The 16,378-nt window shown below is 72.3% G+C and carries 14 protein-coding genes; 10 read left to right on the forward strand and 4 right to left on the reverse strand.

Going from position 1 to position 16,378, the window contains the following annotated elements:
- Positions 1-190 precede the first annotated feature (190 nt).
- Complete coding sequence (locus ABZ783_RS36695; protein ID WP_357447589.1) at positions 191-874, reverse strand: response regulator; 684 nt, start codon at positions 872-874, stop codon at positions 191-193.
- Between the two features lie 102 nt (positions 875-976).
- Entirely contained in the window at positions 977-2,563 is a 1,587-nt protein-coding gene (locus tag ABZ783_RS36700; RefSeq protein ID WP_357447592.1) for a sensor histidine kinase, read from the reverse strand.
- Positions 2,564-2,697: 134 nt separating this feature from the next.
- On the opposite strand from ABZ783_RS36700, the gene ABZ783_RS36705 reads away from it, so the two are divergent.
- Positions 2,698-4,089, forward strand: coding sequence for a cation:dicarboxylase symporter family transporter (locus tag ABZ783_RS36705; RefSeq protein WP_357447595.1), 1,392 nt, complete (start codon positions 2,698-2,700; stop codon positions 4,087-4,089).
- Positions 4,090-4,289: 200 nt separating this feature from the next.
- Here ABZ783_RS36705 and ABZ783_RS36710 read toward each other — a convergent pair whose 3' ends face one another.
- Positions 4,290-5,171 carry an SPFH domain-containing protein gene (locus ABZ783_RS36710; RefSeq protein WP_357447598.1) on the reverse strand — a complete coding sequence of 294 codons (882 nt, stop codon included), beginning with the start codon at positions 5,169-5,171 and terminating at the stop codon, positions 4,290-4,292.
- 161 nt (positions 5,172-5,332) lie between these two features.
- Here ABZ783_RS36710 and ABZ783_RS36715 point away from each other — a divergent pair, with 161 nt between their 5' ends.
- Positions 5,333-6,370 (forward strand): aminotransferase class V-fold PLP-dependent enzyme, encoded by a 1,038-nt coding sequence (locus tag ABZ783_RS36715; protein WP_357447601.1) that lies wholly within the window; start codon positions 5,333-5,335, stop codon positions 6,368-6,370.
- Between the two features lie 17 nt (positions 6,371-6,387).
- Here the strand turns inward: ABZ783_RS36715 and ABZ783_RS36720 are convergent, their stop codons facing one another.
- Positions 6,388-7,560, reverse strand: coding sequence for an acyl-CoA dehydrogenase family protein (locus ABZ783_RS36720; RefSeq protein WP_357447603.1), 1,173 nt, complete (start codon positions 7,558-7,560; stop codon positions 6,388-6,390).
- A gap of 214 nt (positions 7,561-7,774) precedes the next feature.
- Here ABZ783_RS36720 and ABZ783_RS36725 point away from each other — a divergent pair, with 214 nt between their 5' ends.
- From ABZ783_RS36725 to ABZ783_RS36760, 8 genes are all read left to right on the forward strand, one after another.
- Positions 7,775-8,428 (forward strand): TetR/AcrR family transcriptional regulator C-terminal domain-containing protein, encoded by a 654-nt coding sequence (locus ABZ783_RS36725; protein ID WP_357447607.1) that lies wholly within the window; start codon positions 7,775-7,777, stop codon positions 8,426-8,428.
- 41 nt (positions 8,429-8,469) lie between these two features.
- Complete coding sequence (locus ABZ783_RS36730) at positions 8,470-9,912, forward strand: aldehyde dehydrogenase family protein (protein WP_357447611.1); 1,443 nt, start codon at positions 8,470-8,472, stop codon at positions 9,910-9,912.
- Positions 9,909-10,985: a zinc-binding dehydrogenase gene (locus ABZ783_RS36735; RefSeq protein ID WP_357447614.1), complete on the forward strand. Its 1,077-nt coding sequence runs from the start codon at positions 9,909-9,911 to the stop codon at positions 10,983-10,985. The genes ABZ783_RS36730 and ABZ783_RS36735 overlap by 4 nt, the downstream gene beginning before the upstream one ends.
- A 391-nt stretch (positions 10,986-11,376) precedes the next feature.
- Complete coding sequence (locus ABZ783_RS36740; RefSeq protein WP_073835846.1) at positions 11,377-12,138, forward strand: ABC transporter ATP-binding protein; 762 nt, start codon at positions 11,377-11,379, stop codon at positions 12,136-12,138.
- Positions 12,125-12,817, forward strand: coding sequence for an ABC transporter ATP-binding protein (locus ABZ783_RS36745; RefSeq protein WP_073835750.1), 693 nt, complete (start codon positions 12,125-12,127; stop codon positions 12,815-12,817). The genes ABZ783_RS36740 and ABZ783_RS36745 overlap by 14 nt, the downstream gene beginning before the upstream one ends.
- A 46-nt stretch (positions 12,818-12,863) precedes the next feature.
- A complete protein-coding gene (locus ABZ783_RS36750) occupies positions 12,864-14,117 on the forward strand; it encodes an ABC transporter substrate-binding protein (RefSeq protein WP_357447619.1) in 1,254 nt (417 codons plus the stop codon).
- Positions 14,118-14,183: 66 nt separating this feature from the next.
- The gene (locus ABZ783_RS36755; protein ID WP_357447622.1) at positions 14,184-15,065 is read left to right on the forward strand and encodes a branched-chain amino acid ABC transporter permease; all 882 of its coding nucleotides are present in this window, start codon (positions 14,184-14,186) and stop codon (positions 15,063-15,065) included.
- Positions 15,066-15,218: 153 nt separating this feature from the next.
- Positions 15,219-16,229: a branched-chain amino acid ABC transporter permease gene (locus ABZ783_RS36760; protein WP_357447625.1), complete on the forward strand. Its 1,011-nt coding sequence runs from the start codon at positions 15,219-15,221 to the stop codon at positions 16,227-16,229.
- The last annotated feature ends 149 nt before the right edge of the window (positions 16,230-16,378 follow it).

Raw genomic sequence — 16,378 nt, forward strand, 5'->3', positions numbered from 1 at the left:
GCAAACTACTAGCCCGAATCCCCGTCGGCCGCGGCCCACACGGCCTCACCATCTGGCCCCAACCCGGCCGCTACTCCCTCGGCCACACCGGAAACGTCCGATAGGCCGACCGGCCCGCCGACGGCAGCCGGCCGGGTCCGTCCGTCCGGCGGTCCGTCAGCTCCCGGCCGCGTCGAACGACCCCGTCAGCTCATCTCGGCCGGTACTCGAACTCCGGGCGGCCGGGGGTGCCGTAACGCGGAGCGCGCACGACGCGATCACTGGTCACCAGGTATTCCAGGTAGCGCCGGGCGGTGACCCGGGAGATCCCGGTCTCCCGACCGACCTCGGCCGCGGACCGCCCGGTGCCCTCGCCAAGTGCCGAGAGCACCCGGTGCAAGGTCTGCTCGTCCAGCCCCTTGGGTAGGGTGTGCCGGGCCGCGCCGCGCAGGGTGGCGAACATCTGGTCCACCTCGTGCTGGGCGACCACCTCGCCCTCCGCGAGAGCCTGTCGCCGGTAGTCGGCGTACCGTTCCAGCTTGTCGCGGAACGCGGCGAAGGTGAACGGCTTGAGCAGGTAGTGGGTCACTCCCAGGGAGACCGCGGTGCGGACCACCGCCAGGTCCCGCGCCGAGGTCACCGCCAGCACGTCGACGCTGCTGCCCGCCGCCCGCAGGGCCCGGCACACGTCCAGGCCGTGCAGATCGGGCAGGCGGAAGTCGAGCAGCACCAGGTCGATGTCCGCGCCACCCCGCTGCCGCAGCGCCGCCATCGCCTCCCGCGCGGTGTGCGCCACCCCGACCACCACGAAGCCGGGCACCCGCTCGGTGTACGCCTTGTGCGCCTCGGCCAGCAGCGGCTCGTCCTCCACCACCAGCACCCGGATGTCGCTCATGCGTCCGCCTCGCTGCGCTCGCTCATGCCGCCGCTCCGCTTCGCTCCGCGGCCGCATGAGGCTCTACCGCGCTGTGCCTGATGATTCGCTCGCTGCGCTCGCTCATCGGGCCTCCCGCGGGATCGGCAGGCGGACGGTGAACAGGGTGCCGCCGTCCTCGGCGCGGGCCACGTCGGTCCGGCCGCCGTGCCGGTGGACCACCTGGCCGACCAGCGCCAGGCCGAGCCCCCGGCCGGCGCTCTTGGTGGACCAGCCGCGCCGGAACGCGTCCGCCACCCGGTCCGGGTCCAGCCCGGGGCCGCTGTCGCCGACCCGGACCACGATCTCGTCGTCGGCGGCGCCGACGAAGACCCGGACCCGGCGCGGCGGCGGCGTGCCGGCCACCGCCTCGAGGGCGTTGTCGACCAGATTCCCGACGACCGTGAGCAGGTCGGTGGGGGGCAGCGGGCTGTCGTCGAGCCGGCAGTCGGGCTCGATCACCAGGTCCACGCCGCGCTCGCCGGCCCGGGCCGACTTGCCGAGCAGCAGGGCGGCCAGCGCCGGCTCGGTCACCGCCCCGACGACCCGGTCGGTGAGCTGTTGGGCCAGCTCCAGATCGCGGGTGGCGAGCTGGACGGCCTCGTCGGTACGGCCCAGCTCCACCAGCGTCAGCACGGTGTGCAGCCGGTTGGCCGACTCGTGCGTCTGGGCCTGCAACGCCTCGGTGAGCGCACGTACCGAGTCCAGCTCGCTGGCCAGGTTGCGCAGCTCGGTCTGGTCACGCAGGGTCAGCACGGTGCCGAGCACGGCCCCCTCGAAGCGGGTGGTCCGCTGGTTTGCCACCAGCACCCGGTCACCGGCGAGGACCGGCTCGTCGTGCGCGTCCCGCCCGGAGCCGAGCAGCTCGGCCACCGCGGGCGGCAGGTCGATGCCGGCCACCGGCCGGTCCGTCACCGCCGCGTCCTCGGCCAGCCCGAGCAGCCGGCGGCCCTCGTCGTTGACCAGCGCCACCCGGCCGTCCCGGGTCAGCACCAGCAGCCCCTCGCGCACGGAGTGCAGGACGGCGTCGTAGTACTCGTACATCCGGGTCATCTGGGTCGGGCCGAGGCCGTGGGTCTGCCGGCGCAGCCGCCGGCTGAGCAGCCAGGCGCCGGTGGCCGCGAGGGCCAGCGCCGGGACGGCGGCGCCCAGCAGCACCGGGATCTGGCCGAGCAGCTTCCGGTTGATCGCCTGGGTGGTGATGCCGACCGAGACCAGCCCGACGATCCGCTGGTCGTCGCCGTACACCGGAACGACCGCGCGCACCGACTCGCCGAGGGTGCCGACGTTGGTGGTGGTGAACGGCTCGCCGGCCAGGGCGGGGCCGATGTCGCCGATGAACGGCTGCCCGATGAGGTCCGGGTTGGGGTGGGAGTACCGGGTCCGGTCCGGGGCCATCACGACCACGAAGTCCGTTCCGGTGGCCACCCGGGTGGCTTCGGCGTACGGCTGCAGGGTGGCCACCGGGTCGGCGGTGGTGAGCGCCGCGCGGACGTCGGGGGACCGGGCGACGGTCTGCGCCACCGCCAGGACCTCGTCCTCCGCCGCCTGGTGGGAGTCGCTGCGGGCCAGCCAGACGGCACCCCCGGCGCCGGCGAGCACCAGCAGCGTCACCACCAGCGCCTGGAGGGCGAACAACTGCCCTGCGATGCTCCATTGCCGTCGGGCCACGTCACCCTCCTTCCGCCGCGCGCCGTCCGCAAGTGTGGCGCACCGGTCAGCGGCCCGTTTCGGCCGCGAGTCACAGGGGTGAACAGAATGAACGCAAGGATGCCCTGTGCTGAGACACGCTTCACATTGTGGGAATGGACACCACCTCACCCACCCCCACGGCCGCCCGGCCCGCCCGCCGGGACCGGACCCGCTACCTCTACCTCGCGGTCATCGTGGCCGTGCTGGCCGGCATCGCGGTCGGTCTCGCCGCCCCCGAGGTCGGCAAGGAGTTGAAGCCGCTCGGCACCGGCTTCGTGAACCTGATCAAGATGATGATCAGCCCGGTCATCTTCTGCACGATCGTGCTGGGCGTCGGCTCCGTCCGCCAGGCGGCCAAGGTCGGCAAGGTCGGCGGTCTGGCCCTCGGCTACTTCCTGGTCATGTCGACCGTGGCGCTGGCGATCGGCCTGGTGGTCGGCAACATCATCCAGCCCGGCACCGGCCTGAACCTCGGCCCGGAGGTGGCCGAGGCGGGCAAGGCCGCCGCCGGTGGCGAGAGCGGCGGCACGGTCGACTTCCTGCTCGGCGTCATCCCGACCTCGCTGCTCTCCGCGCTGACCGAGGGCGAGGTGCTCCAGACGTTGCTGGTCGCGCTGCTGGTCGGCTTCGCCGTGCAGGCCATGGGTACGCGGGGCGAGCCGGTGCTGCGCGCCGTCGGCGTGATCCAGCGCCTCGTCTTCAAGGTGCTGGCGATGATCATGTGGGTGGCGCCGATCGGCGCGTTCGGCGCGATGGCCGCGGTGGTCGGCGCGACCGGCGTGGACGCACTCAAGAGCCTGGCGCAGATCATGCTCGGCTTCTACGTCACCTGTGCGCTCTTCGTGTTCCTGGTGCTGGGCGCCCTGCTGTGGTTCGTCGCCCGGATCTCGATCTTCAAGCTCCTCGCCTACCTGGGCCGGGAGTTCCTGCTGATCCTGTCGACCTCGTCGTCCGAGTCGGCGCTGCCCCGGCTGATCGCCAAGATGGAGCACTTCGGGGTGAGCAAGCCGGTCGTCGGGATCACCGTGCCGACCGGGTACTCGTTCAACCTCGACGGCACGGCGATCTACCTGACCATGGCGTCACTGTTCGTCGCCGACGCGCTGGGCAAGCCGCTGTCGCTGGGCGAGCAGGTGTCGCTGCTGGTGTTCATGATCATCGCCTCCAAGGGTGCGGCCGGGGTGACCGGCGCGGGCCTGGCGACCCTGGCCGGCGGGCTGCAGTCGCACCGGCCGGACCTGGTCGACGGCGTCGGGTTGATCGTCGGCATCGATCGGTTCATGTCCGAGGCCCGGGCGCTGACCAACTTCGCCGGAAACGCGGTCGCCACCGTGCTGGTCGGCACCTGGACCGGCCAGTTCGACCGGGAGCAGGCCCAAGCCGTGCTCGGCGGCGGACGTCCGTTCGACGAGGCGACCATGCTCGACGAGGACGACGCGCACGGGGTGCCGGAGGAGGCGGTCCCGGCGTCGCGCCGCACGTCGCCGGTCGACGTGCCCGCCTGATCCAGCCACGGGCGCCGGTGGCCTGTCGCCCCCGTCAAGATCGCGCTCGATCCAGGAAACAGTGGCCTCGCCGCCTGAGCGAAGCCACTGTTTCCATGTTTGAGCACGATCTCGCGAGGACGCTTGCGGATCAGGGGCGGTAGGGTCTGGTCGCGCTGGCCCGGCTACCGGACGCCGATCATTCGGCGTGGCTGGGGTGTTCACTTGGCGGTGCCGGTGACGATGCCCGGGTTGATGCAGAGGCCCGGCGTGCTGCCGTTCTTCTCGGCAATCTCCAGGCAGCGGGTCACCTTGTCCACTTTGGCGTTGGTCTCGGTGATCTGCTTCTGGATCTCGGCGTTGCGGCGGTCCTGTTCGAGGTTGCGGGTCTGGGCGAGCTTGTCCTGGAATGCCTTGATGTTGCCCTCGGTCTTGTCGTCGTGGTTGACGCGGGTAATGGTGACCGACAGGATGTCGACGTCCTCGGCCAGCCGGCCTTCGGCGTTGCTCTTGATGCTCTCCGCGAACGGCTTGAGGTCGACGTTCAAACTGCCGGTCTTCGCGTCGATCCGCTCCAGTGGGTTGTAGGTGGAGAAGGCGTCGTTGACGGCGCTGTCGAGCTGGACACCGACCCGCTGCCCACGGAAACTGTCGAAGTCGCCCTTGTAGTCCATGAACTGCTTCGGCGCGTTCTCGGGTCGGACCTGCCACTCGACCAGCACCTCGACGCACGCGTCTGCGAGGGTGCCGGTGCGTACCCGGACGCAGTGGTCGCTGCCGATGTGGTCGTACTTCTGCCGCCCGGCGTCCCACTCGCCGACCCGCTGCCATGGCGCGACCCACTTCAGGCCGGAGCCGGTGACCTCGCCGGTCGGCTTGCCGAAGCTGGTGACGATCCCGACCGAGCGGATGGGTACCGAGTGGGCACTCGACAAGAGGGTGAGAACGAGTGTGGCGACCAGGGCGGCGGCCGCCGCCAGCATGGCGCGCTGCCGTACGCTCCTGCCTGGGCCAAATAGTGCGACGGCGATGGCGATGGCCGCAGCGAGGGCGGCGACGATCGCGAGGGTGAAGCCGAACGGCATGTGCGCGGTACCTCTCACGGGGGTGGCTTGCTGACTTGATCAGCAAGGTAGTCGCCCGGGACAAGAAGCCCGGCGGCCCGGGGCGGGGCGGGCGCATCTGCGGCCGGGTGCGCCGTCGCAAACCACGACGCCCGAATTGGCCGTGCCCGGGCGTCGGCGTCGTCACTAGCGTCGGCGGGGTGAAGCTCGACGACGCACAGAAGTTGTGGCAGCCGCAGCCCGGCTGGCTGAACACCGCCAGCTACGGGCTGCCGCCCGAGCCGGCCTGGGTGGCGTTGCAGGACGCCCTGGCGGACTGGCGGGTGGGACGGATCTCCTGGGAGGGCTGGGGCGAGGCCGCCGAGCAGGCCCGCGCCGGGTTCGCCCGGCTGGTCGGGGTGGCGTCGGCGGACGTGGCGATCGGCAGCACGGCGTCGCAGCTGCTCGCCCCGGTGGCAGCCGGGCTGCCGCCCGGCGCGACCGTGGTCGTCCCCGAGGTGGAGTTCACCTCGAACCTGTTCCCGTGGCTGGTGCAGCAGGAGCGGGGCGTCCGGGTCCGCACGGTGCCGCTGGCCGGCCTGGTCGACTCGATCGACGCCGGCACCGATCTGGTCGCGTTCAGCCTGGTGCAGTCGTCCGACGGCACCGTCGCCCCGTACGACGAGATCGTCGCGGCGGCCCGGGCGCACGGCGCCCTCGTCGCGGTGGACGCCACCCAGGCATGCGGCTGGCTGCCCTTCGACGCGGCTCTCGCCGACGTGGTGGTGGTGTCGGCGTACAAGTGGCTGATGGCGCCGCGCGGCACCGCCTTCGCCTACCTGGCCCCGGCGCTGCGCGAGCGGTTGCGCCCCGACGCCGCCGGCTGGTACGCGGGCCAGGACGTGCACGCCTCCTACTACGGCCCGCCGCTGCGGCTGGCCGACGACGCCCGGCGCTTCGACATCTCCCCGGCGTGGTTCAGCTATGTGGGGGCGGCGCCCGCCCTGGAGCTGCTCGCCGAGATCGGGCTGCCCGCCGTGCGCGATCACGACGTGGCGCTGGCCAACCGGTTCCTGGTCGGGCTGGGCCGGCCGCCCGGCGACAGCGCGATCGTGACGGTCGCCGTGCCCGGCGCGGCGGAGAAGCTGGCCCGGGCCGGGGTGCGCGCGGCGGTCCGCGCCGGCCGGGTGCGCGCCTCCTTCCACCTCTACAGCACCAAGGAGGACGTCGACCGGGCGCTGGAAGCGTTGACGGACTGAGCGGGAGCCGTCGCGGCTCAGACCAGGTGGGCGCCGATCTTCGTGTACCCGCGCAGCAGGTCCCGGGCGATGATCAGGCGCTGCATCTCGTCGGTGCCCTCGAAGATCCGGTACAGCCGGACCTGCCGGTACCAGCGTTCGATCGGCAGCTCGCGGGTGTAGCCCATGCCGCCGTGGATCTGCAGCACCCGGTCCACCACCCGGTTGACCATGCCGGCGCCGTAGAGCTTGGCCATCGACGAGGCGTGCCGGGGATCCAGGCCCTGGTCGACCGTCCACGCGGCGCGCAGCACCAGCCAACGGGCCGCTTCCAGCTCGGTCTCCGAGTCGGCGATCATCCACTGGATCGCCTGGTTGGTGCCGATCTTGGCGCCGAAGGTCTCCCGGGTGTTGGCCTGGTCGATCGCCATCTGCAACGCCCGCTCGGCGATGCCGAGGGCGTGGGAGGGGATGGTGTAGCGCCCCTTGCCGATCCACTGCATGCCCAGCGCGAAGCCCTGCCCGACCTCGCCGAGGATGTTGCGGTGCGGCACGCGTACGTGGTCGAAGATCAGCGATGCCGGACCGCCCTCGCCCATCGTCTGGATGAACTCCGACCGCCATCCCATCGCCCGGTCCACCAGGAACGCGGTGGCACCGCCGTTGCGGACGCCCTGCTCGGGGTCGGTCACCGCGATCACGATGGCGAAGTCGGCGTCGTCGCCGTTGGTGATGAAGGTCTTCTCGCCGTCGAGGATCCAGTCGTCGCCGTCCCGCCGGGCGCGCAGCCGGATGTTCGCCGCGTCCGAGCCGGCGCCCGGCTCGGTGATCGCGAAGCAGGAGATCCGTTCCCCCTCGATGGTGGGCAGAAGGAACTCTCGCCGCTGCTCCTCGGTGGCGTGGAACAGGATGTTGTCCGCCTCGCCGCCGAACCGGAACGGCACGAAGGTGCGGCCGAGTTCGGTCCAGATCAGCGACTGCATGACGGCCGGCAGGTCCATCCCGCCGTACTGCTCCGGGGTGGCCAGTCCCCAGAAGCCGAACCGCTTCGCCTTGAGCTGCAACTCGCGCAGCTCGGACCGCTCCAGGCCGGGGCGGTGGGTGCGCTCGCGGCGCAGCACCTCCTGCTCCAGCGGCAGCACCTCGCGGGTGATGAACGCGCGGGCCGTGTCCCGGACGGCCCGTTCCTCGTCGGACAGTGCGAAGTCCACCGTGCTCCCTCGGCGTCGGTGCGGCGGCTTCCCCTCAAACTAGCGGCGTAAGTTTTCATCCGTCCAGCCCGCTCCTTCCACCGTCGAGGTGAGGCGCGCCCCGGCGGGCTTGACTAGGGTGCGTGAGCAGGCGGTGCCGACGGGGAGAGTGGTGTGGCGGAAATCGGCCGAGGGTGGGCGCAGGGCAGCGGCGACCCGGCACGGGTGGTTTGACGTGCCGCGACCCCGACAGGCGCTGCTCACCCGGGACCGGATCGTCACCACGGCGCTGGCGCTGATCGACGCCGACGGGCTCGGCGCGCTCTCCACCCGGCGGCTGGCCACGGCGCTCGGCGTGCAGGGCCCCTCGCTCTACAACCATTTCGCCACCAAGGGCGCCATCCTCGACGCGGTGGCGGACAGCGTCACCGCCACCGTGGATGTCAGCGCCTTCGGCCGCTGCGACTGGTACGAGGCGCTGCGACGCTGGGCCCGGTCCTACCGGGCGGCGCTGGCCGCGCACCCGAACATCGTCCCGTACCTGGCCCAGGGGCCGGGCCGGCGGCCGGCCGCGCTCGCCATGGCCGACGCGGTCTACGGCGGCCTGGTCGGGGCGGGGTGGCCGCCCGCCCGGGCCACCCACATCGGCGCCGCGCTGCGCTACTTCGTTGCCGGCTCCGCGCTCGGCTCGTTCGCGCGGGGCTTCGTCGAGGATCCGGCGCTCTACACCGGACACCCGCACCTGAGCCAGGCGCACCGGCTCGCCGGCCACCAGCACAGCGTCGACGAGGGTGCCTTCACCCTCGGCCTGGACGCGCTGCTGCACGGCCTGCACACCGAGTACGAGCGGACCGTGGCGCCCCTGGAGCGGGCCGCCGCTCCGGAGTAGCGTCAAACTTCCAGCGCTAGTTTCCTCCCGGGAAGGACGACATGGATCTCGCCGCCGCGCCGCCCGCCCTCCTGGTCCGCCGGCACGTGCACGTCGCCGGCGCGTGGGTCGACCCCGCCGACGGGGAGGCGATCCCGGTCGAGAACCCGGCCACCGGGGAGATCGTCGGGCAGGTGCCGGCCGGCACCCCGGCCGACGTCGACCGGGCCGTCGCCGCCGCCCGCGCCGCCTTTCCCGGCTGGGCGGCCACCGCCCCCGCCGAGCGGGCCGCCCACCTCGACCGGCTGCACGCCGCGCTCGCCGCCCGCGCCGAGGCGATCGCGCACACCGTCGCGCTGGAGTTGGGCACCCCGCTCAAGCTCGCCACCCGGGTGCAGGCCGGCCTCCCGCTCACCGTGCTGCGCAGCATGGTCGAGCTCGCCGCCCGCCCGCCGGCCGAGCAGACCGTCGGCAACTCGCTCGTGGTCCGCGAACCCGTCGGCGTGGTCGGCGCGATCACCCCGTGGAACTACCCGCTGCACCAGGTCGTCGCCAAGGTGGCCCCGGCGCTGGCGGCCGGCTGCACCGTGGTGGTCAAGCCCAGCGAACTCACCCCGCTCACCGCGTACCTGCTCTTCGACGCGGTCATCGAGGCCGGGCTGCCGGCCGGGGTGGTCAACCTGGTGCCCGGCACCGGGCCGGTCGTCGGCGAGGCCCTGGCCGCCCACCCCGACGTCGACCTGGTCTCGTTCACCGGCTCCACCGCCACCGGCCGCCGGGTCGCTCACCTCGTCGCCGACCGGATCGCCCGGGTCGCCCTGGAACTCGGCGGCAAGTCCGCCAACCTGATCCTCGCCGACGCCGACCTGCCCACCGCGGTCAAGGTCGGGGTCGGCAACGCCTTCCTCAACTCCGGGCAGACCTGCACCGCCTGGACCCGGATGCTGGTCCATCGGGACCGCTACGCCGAGGCGCTCGACCTGATCGCGACGGCCGTCGCGGGCTACCGGACGGGTGACCCGTTCGATCCGGCGACCCGGCTCGGCCCGCTGGTCTCCGCCGCCCAGGCCGAACGGGTCCGCGGCCACGTCGAGCGGGCCCTGGCCGACGGAGCCCGACTCGTCGCCGGCGGCCCGGACGTGTCGCTGCCGCCGCGCGGGCACTTCGTCGCGCCCACCGTCTTCGCCGACGTGCACCCGGACAGCGCGCTCGCCCAGGAGGAGGTCTTCGGCCCGGTGCTCGCGGTCATCCCGTTCGACGACACCGACGAGGCCGTCGCCATCGCCAACAACTCGCGGTACGGGCTGGCCGGCGCCGTCTGGTCCGCCGACGAAAACCAGGCCCTCGCCGTCGCCCGGCGGCTGCGCACCGGCCAGGTCGACATCAACGGCGGCGCGTTCAACCCGCTCGCGCCGTTCGGCGGGTACAAGCAGTCCGGCCTCGGCCGCGAGCTGGGCCCGGCCGGCGTGGAGGAGTTCACCGAGCTCAAGGCGATCCAGCGGTGAGGGCCCTGGTCGTCCGCGGCCGGGACGCCACGCCCGCCGTCGAGGAGGTACGCCTGCCCGCCCCCGGCGCCGGCGAGCTGCGGGTACGCATCCGCGCCGCCGGAATCTGCCACTCCGACCTGGCCATGGTCAACGGCACGCTCGCGCCCGCGTACCCGCTGGTGCTGGGGCACGAGGCGGCCGGCGTGGTCGCCGAGACCGGCCCCGGGGCCCGGCTGGCCGTCGGCACGCCGGTGGTGCTCAACTGGGCCCCCGCCTGCCGCGCCTGCTGGCACTGCCGGCACGGCGAACCCTGGCTCTGCGCCGCCAACACCGCCCCGGTGGTGGCCCGGGGCGAGACCGCCGACGGTAGCCGGCTGCACGTCACCCTCGGCCTCGGCGCGCTGGCCGAGGAGGTGGTGGTGCCCGAGCACGCCGCCGTGTCGGTGCCCGCCGGCCTGCCGCCGGAGCGGGCCGCGCTGCTTGGCTGCGCGGTGCTCACCGGCAGCGGCGCGGTCCGGAACACCGCCCGGGTGGCCGCCGGCGAGTCGGTCGCCGTGATCGGGCTCGGCGGGGTCGGGCTGGCCGTGCTGACCGCCGCCCGCCGGGCCGGCGCCGCGCCGATCGTCGCCGTCGACGTGGTCGAGGCCAAACGGGACCTCGCGGTCGCCGCCGGGGCCACCGAATTTTTGCGCGCCGGGAACACGCTGGCCAAGAAGGTCCGGGAGCGCACCGAGGGGCGGGGTGTCGACCACGCCTTCGAGTGCGTCGGGAGCGCCGCGACCATCCACGCCGCCTGGCGGCTGACCCGGCGCGGGGGAGCGGTGACCGTGGTCGGCATGGGCGGGAGGGATGACCTGGTCAGCCTCGCCGCGCTGGACATCTTCCACTCCGCCCGCACCCTGCGCTCCTCGGTGTACGGCTCGTCCGACCCGGACCGCGAGGTGCCGGAGCTGGCCGCCGCGCTCGCCGACGGCAGCCTGGACCTGCGTCCGCTGATCAGCGGGACGGTCGGGCTGGACGAGGCGCCGGCGGCGTTCGACCGGCTCGCCCGGGGCGAGGGCGCCCGCTGGGTGGTCACCTTCCCGGACTGACGGGCGGACGGCCCGCACCGGCTGCCGGCCAGCCGGGCGGCGATCCGGCTGCGCAACGCGTCCATGCGGGCGATGACCTCCCGCCCGCTGCGCGGGCTCACCAAACGGCTGTTCCTCGGCCGGGCCGACGGTCTGCACCTGCCGGAGTACGCCGTCACCGGGTGAGGTGGCGCCGCCACATGTCGACACCCGCCGATCGGTGTGTCGGGTCGGGGGAGGGGCCGGAGGGGACCCTCCCTATGGCGAGCGGAGCCGTCCGACCCGGGTCGAATGTGTGGAGAATCGACATGGTTCGACTCCTGTGGAGCACCGTAGGTTTCCTGAACGCGACGGCCCTGTGACCCCCGTCACCGACCTGGTCGTCGCCTCGCGACCTGTGGAGGGTGTGGCGATGGCCGGGCAAGCGCTCCTGTCGGCCCGCGGGCTGACCCGGGACTTCCGGGGCTTCCGGGCGGTCGACCGCGTCGACCTCGACGTGGCGCCGGAGACCGTGCATGCCCTGGTGGGGCCCAACGGCGCCGGCAAGACCACGCTGTTCAACCTGCTCACCGGCTTCCTGCCGCCCACCGCCGGGCGGATCGAGCTGGCCGGTCGGGACGTCACCGGGCTGCCCCCGGAGCGGGTCGCCCGGCTCGGTGTGGCCCGCTCCTTCCAGATCACCAGCCTCTTTCCCCAACTCTCCGCGCGGGAGCACGTGGCGTTGGCGCTCCAGTCGCCGAGCGGGCTGGGCTGGCGGTTCTGGCGCTCGGCCAAGCTGATGCACCGCTACCGCGACCGGGCCGACGAGCTGCTGGCCATGGTCGGCCTCGCCGAGCTGGCCGAGGCGCCGGCCGAGGCCCTCGCGTACGGGCGCAAACGGGCCCTGGAGCTGGCCATCGCGCTCGCCCTCGACCCGAAGGTGCTGCTGCTCGACGAGCCCACCGCCGGCATGGGGCTGGAGGACGTCGACCGCACCGTCGACCTGATCGGGCGGGTGCGGGCCGGCCGCACCGTCGTCATGGTCGAGCACAACATGAGCGTCGTCGGCCGGCTCGCCGACACCGTCACCGTCCTGCAGGCCGGCAAGGTCCTGGTCGAGGGGCCGTACGAGCAGGTCCGCGCCGACGAGCGGGTCATCACCGCCTACCTGGGAGCTGCCGATGCTGCGCATTGAGAACCTCTCCGCCTGGTACGGCGAGGCGCAGGTGCTGCGGGAGGTGAGCCTGGACGTGGCCGCCGGCGAGGTGGTCACCCTGGTCGGTCGCAACGGAGCCGGCAAGTCCACCCTGCTGCGCTGCGTGATGGGGCTGCACCCCGGCCAGCGCGGCACGGTCACCCTGGACGGCACGGAGCTCACCCGGCTGCCGGCCTACAAGCGGGCCCGGCTCGGGCTCGGCTGGGTCCCCGACGACCGCGGCGCGTACGCCACCCTCAGCGTCACCGAGAACCTGACCCTGCCGCCCCGGGTCGGCCCCGACCCGTGGCCGCTGGAGCGGGTGTACGAGGCGTTCCCCGCCCTCTACAGCCGGCGCGACTCGGCGGCCACCATGCTCTCCGGCGGCGAGCAGCAGATGCTCGCCCTGGCCCGGGTGCTGCGCATGGGCGCCCGGCTGCTGCTTTGCGACGAGCCCACCGAGGGGCTGTCGCCGCTGCTCGTGCAGCAGGTCGGTGACCTGCTGCGGGAGGCCAAGAAGCACGGCGTGACCGTGCTGCTGGTCGAACAGAACCTGCACTTCGCCACCGGCGTCGCCGACCGGCACTACCTGCTGGCCGAGGGACGCATCGCGGAGGCGATGGACAACTCCGAGGTGCGCTCGCGGGAGCGCGAGCTGTTGGCGTACCTCGGGATCTGAAACGACGGCTGACCCGCGCGGACCGCGCGGTACGGAAGGGATTGAGATGCGCAGGAGCGTGGGTGTGGCCGCCGCCTCGGCGGCGGTGGCGGCGCTGGTCACCGGCTGCGGCGGCGGTGGTCCGCAGTCCGGCGGCGACCAGAAGCTGACCGGCGACAAGATCGTGCTTGGTGTCCTCAACGACCAGTCGGGGGCCTACTCGGAGCTGTCCGGGAAGAACTCGGTCAAGGCCGTGGAGATGGCCATCGCCGACTTCAAGGCCAAGTACGGCGACAAGGCGATCACCAAGAACATCTCGGTGGAGACGGCCGACCACCAGAACAAGCCCGACGTGGCCAACAGCAAGGCCCAGGAGATGTACGACCGCAAGGGCGTCGACGCGATCCTCGACGTGCCGACCTCCTCGGCCGCCCTGAAGGTCGCCGACGTGGCCAAGGAGAAGAAGAAGCTCTACTTCAACATCGGCGCGGCCACCACCGAGCTGACCGGCAAGAGCTGCAACAAGTACACGTTCCACTACGCGTACGACACGTACATGCTGGCCCACGGCACCGGCACGGTGACCACCCAGCAGGTCGGCAAGAACTGGTACATCCTCTACCCGAACTACGCCTTCGGGCAGGACATGGAGAAGAGCTTCTCCACGGCGATCGGCGCGGCCGGCGGCACCGTGGTCGGCAAGGACGGCGCCCCGTTCCCGAACACCAGCGGCGACTACTCGTCGTTCCTGCTCAAGGCCCCGACGCTGAACCCGAAGCCGCAGGTCCTCGGCACCATGCAGGCCGGCGCCGAGCTGGTCAACGTGGTCAAGCAGTACAACGAGTTCAAGCTGCGGGACAAGGGCATCGGGCTGGCCGTGGGCCTGATGTTCATCACCGACATCCACTCGCTCACCCCGGCCGCCCTCGCCGGCACCACCTACACCGACGCCTGGTACTGGAACTTCGACCAGCAGAACCGGGAGTGGGCCGACAAGTTCCAGAAGGAGACCGGCACCCGGCCGTCCTTCGCGCACGCAGCCAACTACTCCGCCGCCATGCAGTACCTGGAGGCGGTGCAGGCCGCCGGCACCGACGACGCCGACGCCGTGGTCAAGGGCCTCGAGGGCAAGGAGATCAACGACGTCTTCCTGCGCAACGGCAAGATCCGCGCCGAGGACCACCGGGTCATCCACGACGCCTACCTGGCCCAGGTGAAGCCGCAGGCCGAGGTGACCGAGCCGTGGGACTACGTGAAGATCCTCAAGACCATCCCGGCGGCCGAGGCGTTCCGCGCCCCGTCGGCCGACTGCAAGCTGTGAGCGCGAGGAGCGAGCCGGTCCTGCGAGCCTCGCGGTCGCGAACGAAGGTGGCGAGGTGACGAGCTGATGTCGGGCTTCCTGCAGAACACGTTCAACGGGCTGGTGGGCGGGGCGTTCTACGCCCTGCTCGCCCTCGGGCTCGCGGTCATCTTCGGCATGCTCCGGGTGGTGAACTTCGCCCACGGCGCCTTCTACATGCTCGGCGCGTTCGGGGCGTACGTGCTGCTCGCCGAGGCGGGCGTACCGTTCTGGGCCGCGCTGGTGATCATGCCGCTGGCCCTCGGCCTGCTCGGCATGGTGCTGGAGCGGGCGGTCATCCACCGGCTGACCCGGCTCGACCCGCTCTACAACTTCCTGCTCACCTTCGGCCTGACGCTGATCCTCCAGGACCTGGTGAAGTCGCGGTACGGCGTGCAGTCCAGCCCGTACGCCACCCCGACCGAGCTGAGCGGGTCAGTCGACTTCGGGCTCTTCGACTTCCCGACCTACCGGGTCTTCATCCTCGGCTTCACCGTGCTGCTCTGCGGGGCCGTGTGGTGGGTACTCGGGCGGACCCGGATCGGCATGGTGGTCCGCGCGGCCACCGAGCGGCCCGAACTGACCCGGGCCTTCGGCATCGACGTGGGAAAGTGGGTCACTCCGGTCTTCGGCTTCGGCATCGCCCTGGCCGGGCTCGCCGGGGTGCTCGCCGCCCCGATGCGCGCGGTCAACCCGCTGATGGGCGCCGACCTGATCATCGTGGTCTTCGCGGTGGTGGTGATCGGTGGCCTCGGCTCGATCTTCGGCTCGGTCGCCGCCGGCTTCGGCATCGGCCTGATCCAGGCCTGGGGCGAGGCATACCTGTCGGAGTTCCCGATCGTGTCGCAGACCGTCGTGTTCGTGGTGATGGCCGCGGTGCTGCTCTGGCGCCCGGCCGGCCTGTTCGGCCGTGAGGAGGCACCGGCATGAGCGAGCGTCAGCGAGCGAATCATCAGCTCAGTGCGAAGGTGCCTCATGGCGGCACGAAGCGAAGCGGAGTACCGGCATGAGCGAGCGTCAGCGAGCGAATCATCAGCTCAGTGCCACAGGTCATGAGGGCGCCGAGCGCAGCGAGGTGACGGCATGACCAGCGCCGTCGACACCCCCGCCGACGCGGCCCGCCCGGCACCCCCGTCCGGCCTGGTCGCGGTCGCCCGCGCCCCCGGCTGGGTCCGGTACGCGCTGCTCGCCGTCGGCCTGCTCGTGGCGTTCTGGCTGCCCAACGGGCTCTACCCGGCGGTGGCCGTGGACATCCTCTGCTGGGCGCTCTTCGCCGTCTCGGTGGACCTGCTGCTCGGCTTCACCGGGCTGATGTCCTTCGGGCACGCCGCCTTCTGGGGCACCTCGGCGTACGTCACCGGTCTGGTGGCGATCCACGCCGGCCTGCCCTTCCCGGCGGCGGTGCTGGTCGGGGCGCTCGCTGCGGCGCTGCTCGCGCTGCCGATCGGCTACCTCGCAGTGAAGCGCGCCGGGATCTACTTCGCGATGGTCACCCTGGCCTTCGCGCAGATGGTCTACTACGTGGCCAACGAATGGCGCTCGGTCACCCAGGGCGAGAACGGCCTCCAGGGCGTGCCCCGCTCCTTCTTCGGCGTCGACCTCTCCGACGACTACTACTTCTACTACGCCATCCTGCCGATCGTGCTGCTCGGCCTGCTCGCCGCCTGGCGGATCGTCCACTCGCCCTTCGGCCGGGTGCTGGTCGGCATCCGGGACAACCCGGCCCGGGCCCGCGCGCTGGGCTACCCGGTGCACCGGTACAAGCTGACCGCGTTCGTCCTCTCCGGGTTCCTCGCCGGGCTCGGTGGCGGACTCTTCGCCGTCGGCCACCGGTTCGTCTCCCTCGACGTGCTGCACTGGACCACCTCCGGCAAGGCGGTCATCGTGGTGGTGCTCGGCGGCATCGGCACCCTCTGGGGCGGCGTGCTCGGGGCGGCGCTGGTGGTCCGCCTAGAGGACTGGCTGTCGTTCTCCGGGTTCGAGGCGATCGGGCTGGTCACCGGGGGGATCTTCGTACTCGTCGTGCTGTTGTTCCGGCGAGGGATCTGGGGGAGTGTCGCGGCCCTGGCGTTGCGCTGGCGTCGTCGGAGCTGACTTGCGCTGGTTGCTCTTGTGAGGTGGTTGCTGTTGGGGGCTGGGGGCGACCGTGCCCGGCTCCGGGCGGCGCCGCGCGCACCGGTCGCCTCCTCGGCCAGCTTCAGTGCGTGGCGCGTCGAGTCGGGCAGCACGTCCGGGCGGCCGGC

Source organism: Micromonospora sp. NPDC047738, assembly GCF_040642675.1.
Taxonomy (GTDB): Bacteria; Actinomycetota; Actinomycetes; order Mycobacteriales; family Micromonosporaceae; genus Micromonospora.

Excerpts from the sequence above, each read along its gene's own strand:
- ABZ783_RS36755 (WP_357447622.1), top strand. The coding sequence starts at position 14,184 with ATGTCGGGCTTCCTGCAGAACACGTTCAACGGGCTGGTGGGCGGGGCG.
- ABZ783_RS36705 (WP_357447595.1), top strand. The coding sequence starts at position 2,698 with ATGGACACCACCTCACCCACCCCCACGGCCGCCCGGCCCGCCCGCCGG.
- ABZ783_RS36745 (WP_073835750.1), top strand. The coding sequence starts at position 12,125 with ATGCTGCGCATTGAGAACCTCTCCGCCTGGTACGGCGAGGCGCAGGTG.
- ABZ783_RS36760 (WP_357447625.1), top strand. The coding sequence starts at position 15,219 with ATGACCAGCGCCGTCGACACCCCCGCCGACGCGGCCCGCCCGGCACCC.
- ABZ783_RS36730 (WP_357447611.1), top strand. The coding sequence starts at position 8,470 with ATGGATCTCGCCGCCGCGCCGCCCGCCCTCCTGGTCCGCCGGCACGTG.
- ABZ783_RS36750 (WP_357447619.1), top strand. The coding sequence starts at position 12,864 with ATGCGCAGGAGCGTGGGTGTGGCCGCCGCCTCGGCGGCGGTGGCGGCG.
- ABZ783_RS36695 (WP_357447589.1), bottom strand. The coding sequence starts at position 874 with ATGAGCGACATCCGGGTGCTGGTGGTGGAGGACGAGCCGCTGCTGGCC.
- ABZ783_RS36740 (WP_073835846.1), top strand. The coding sequence starts at position 11,377 with ATGGCCGGGCAAGCGCTCCTGTCGGCCCGCGGGCTGACCCGGGACTTC.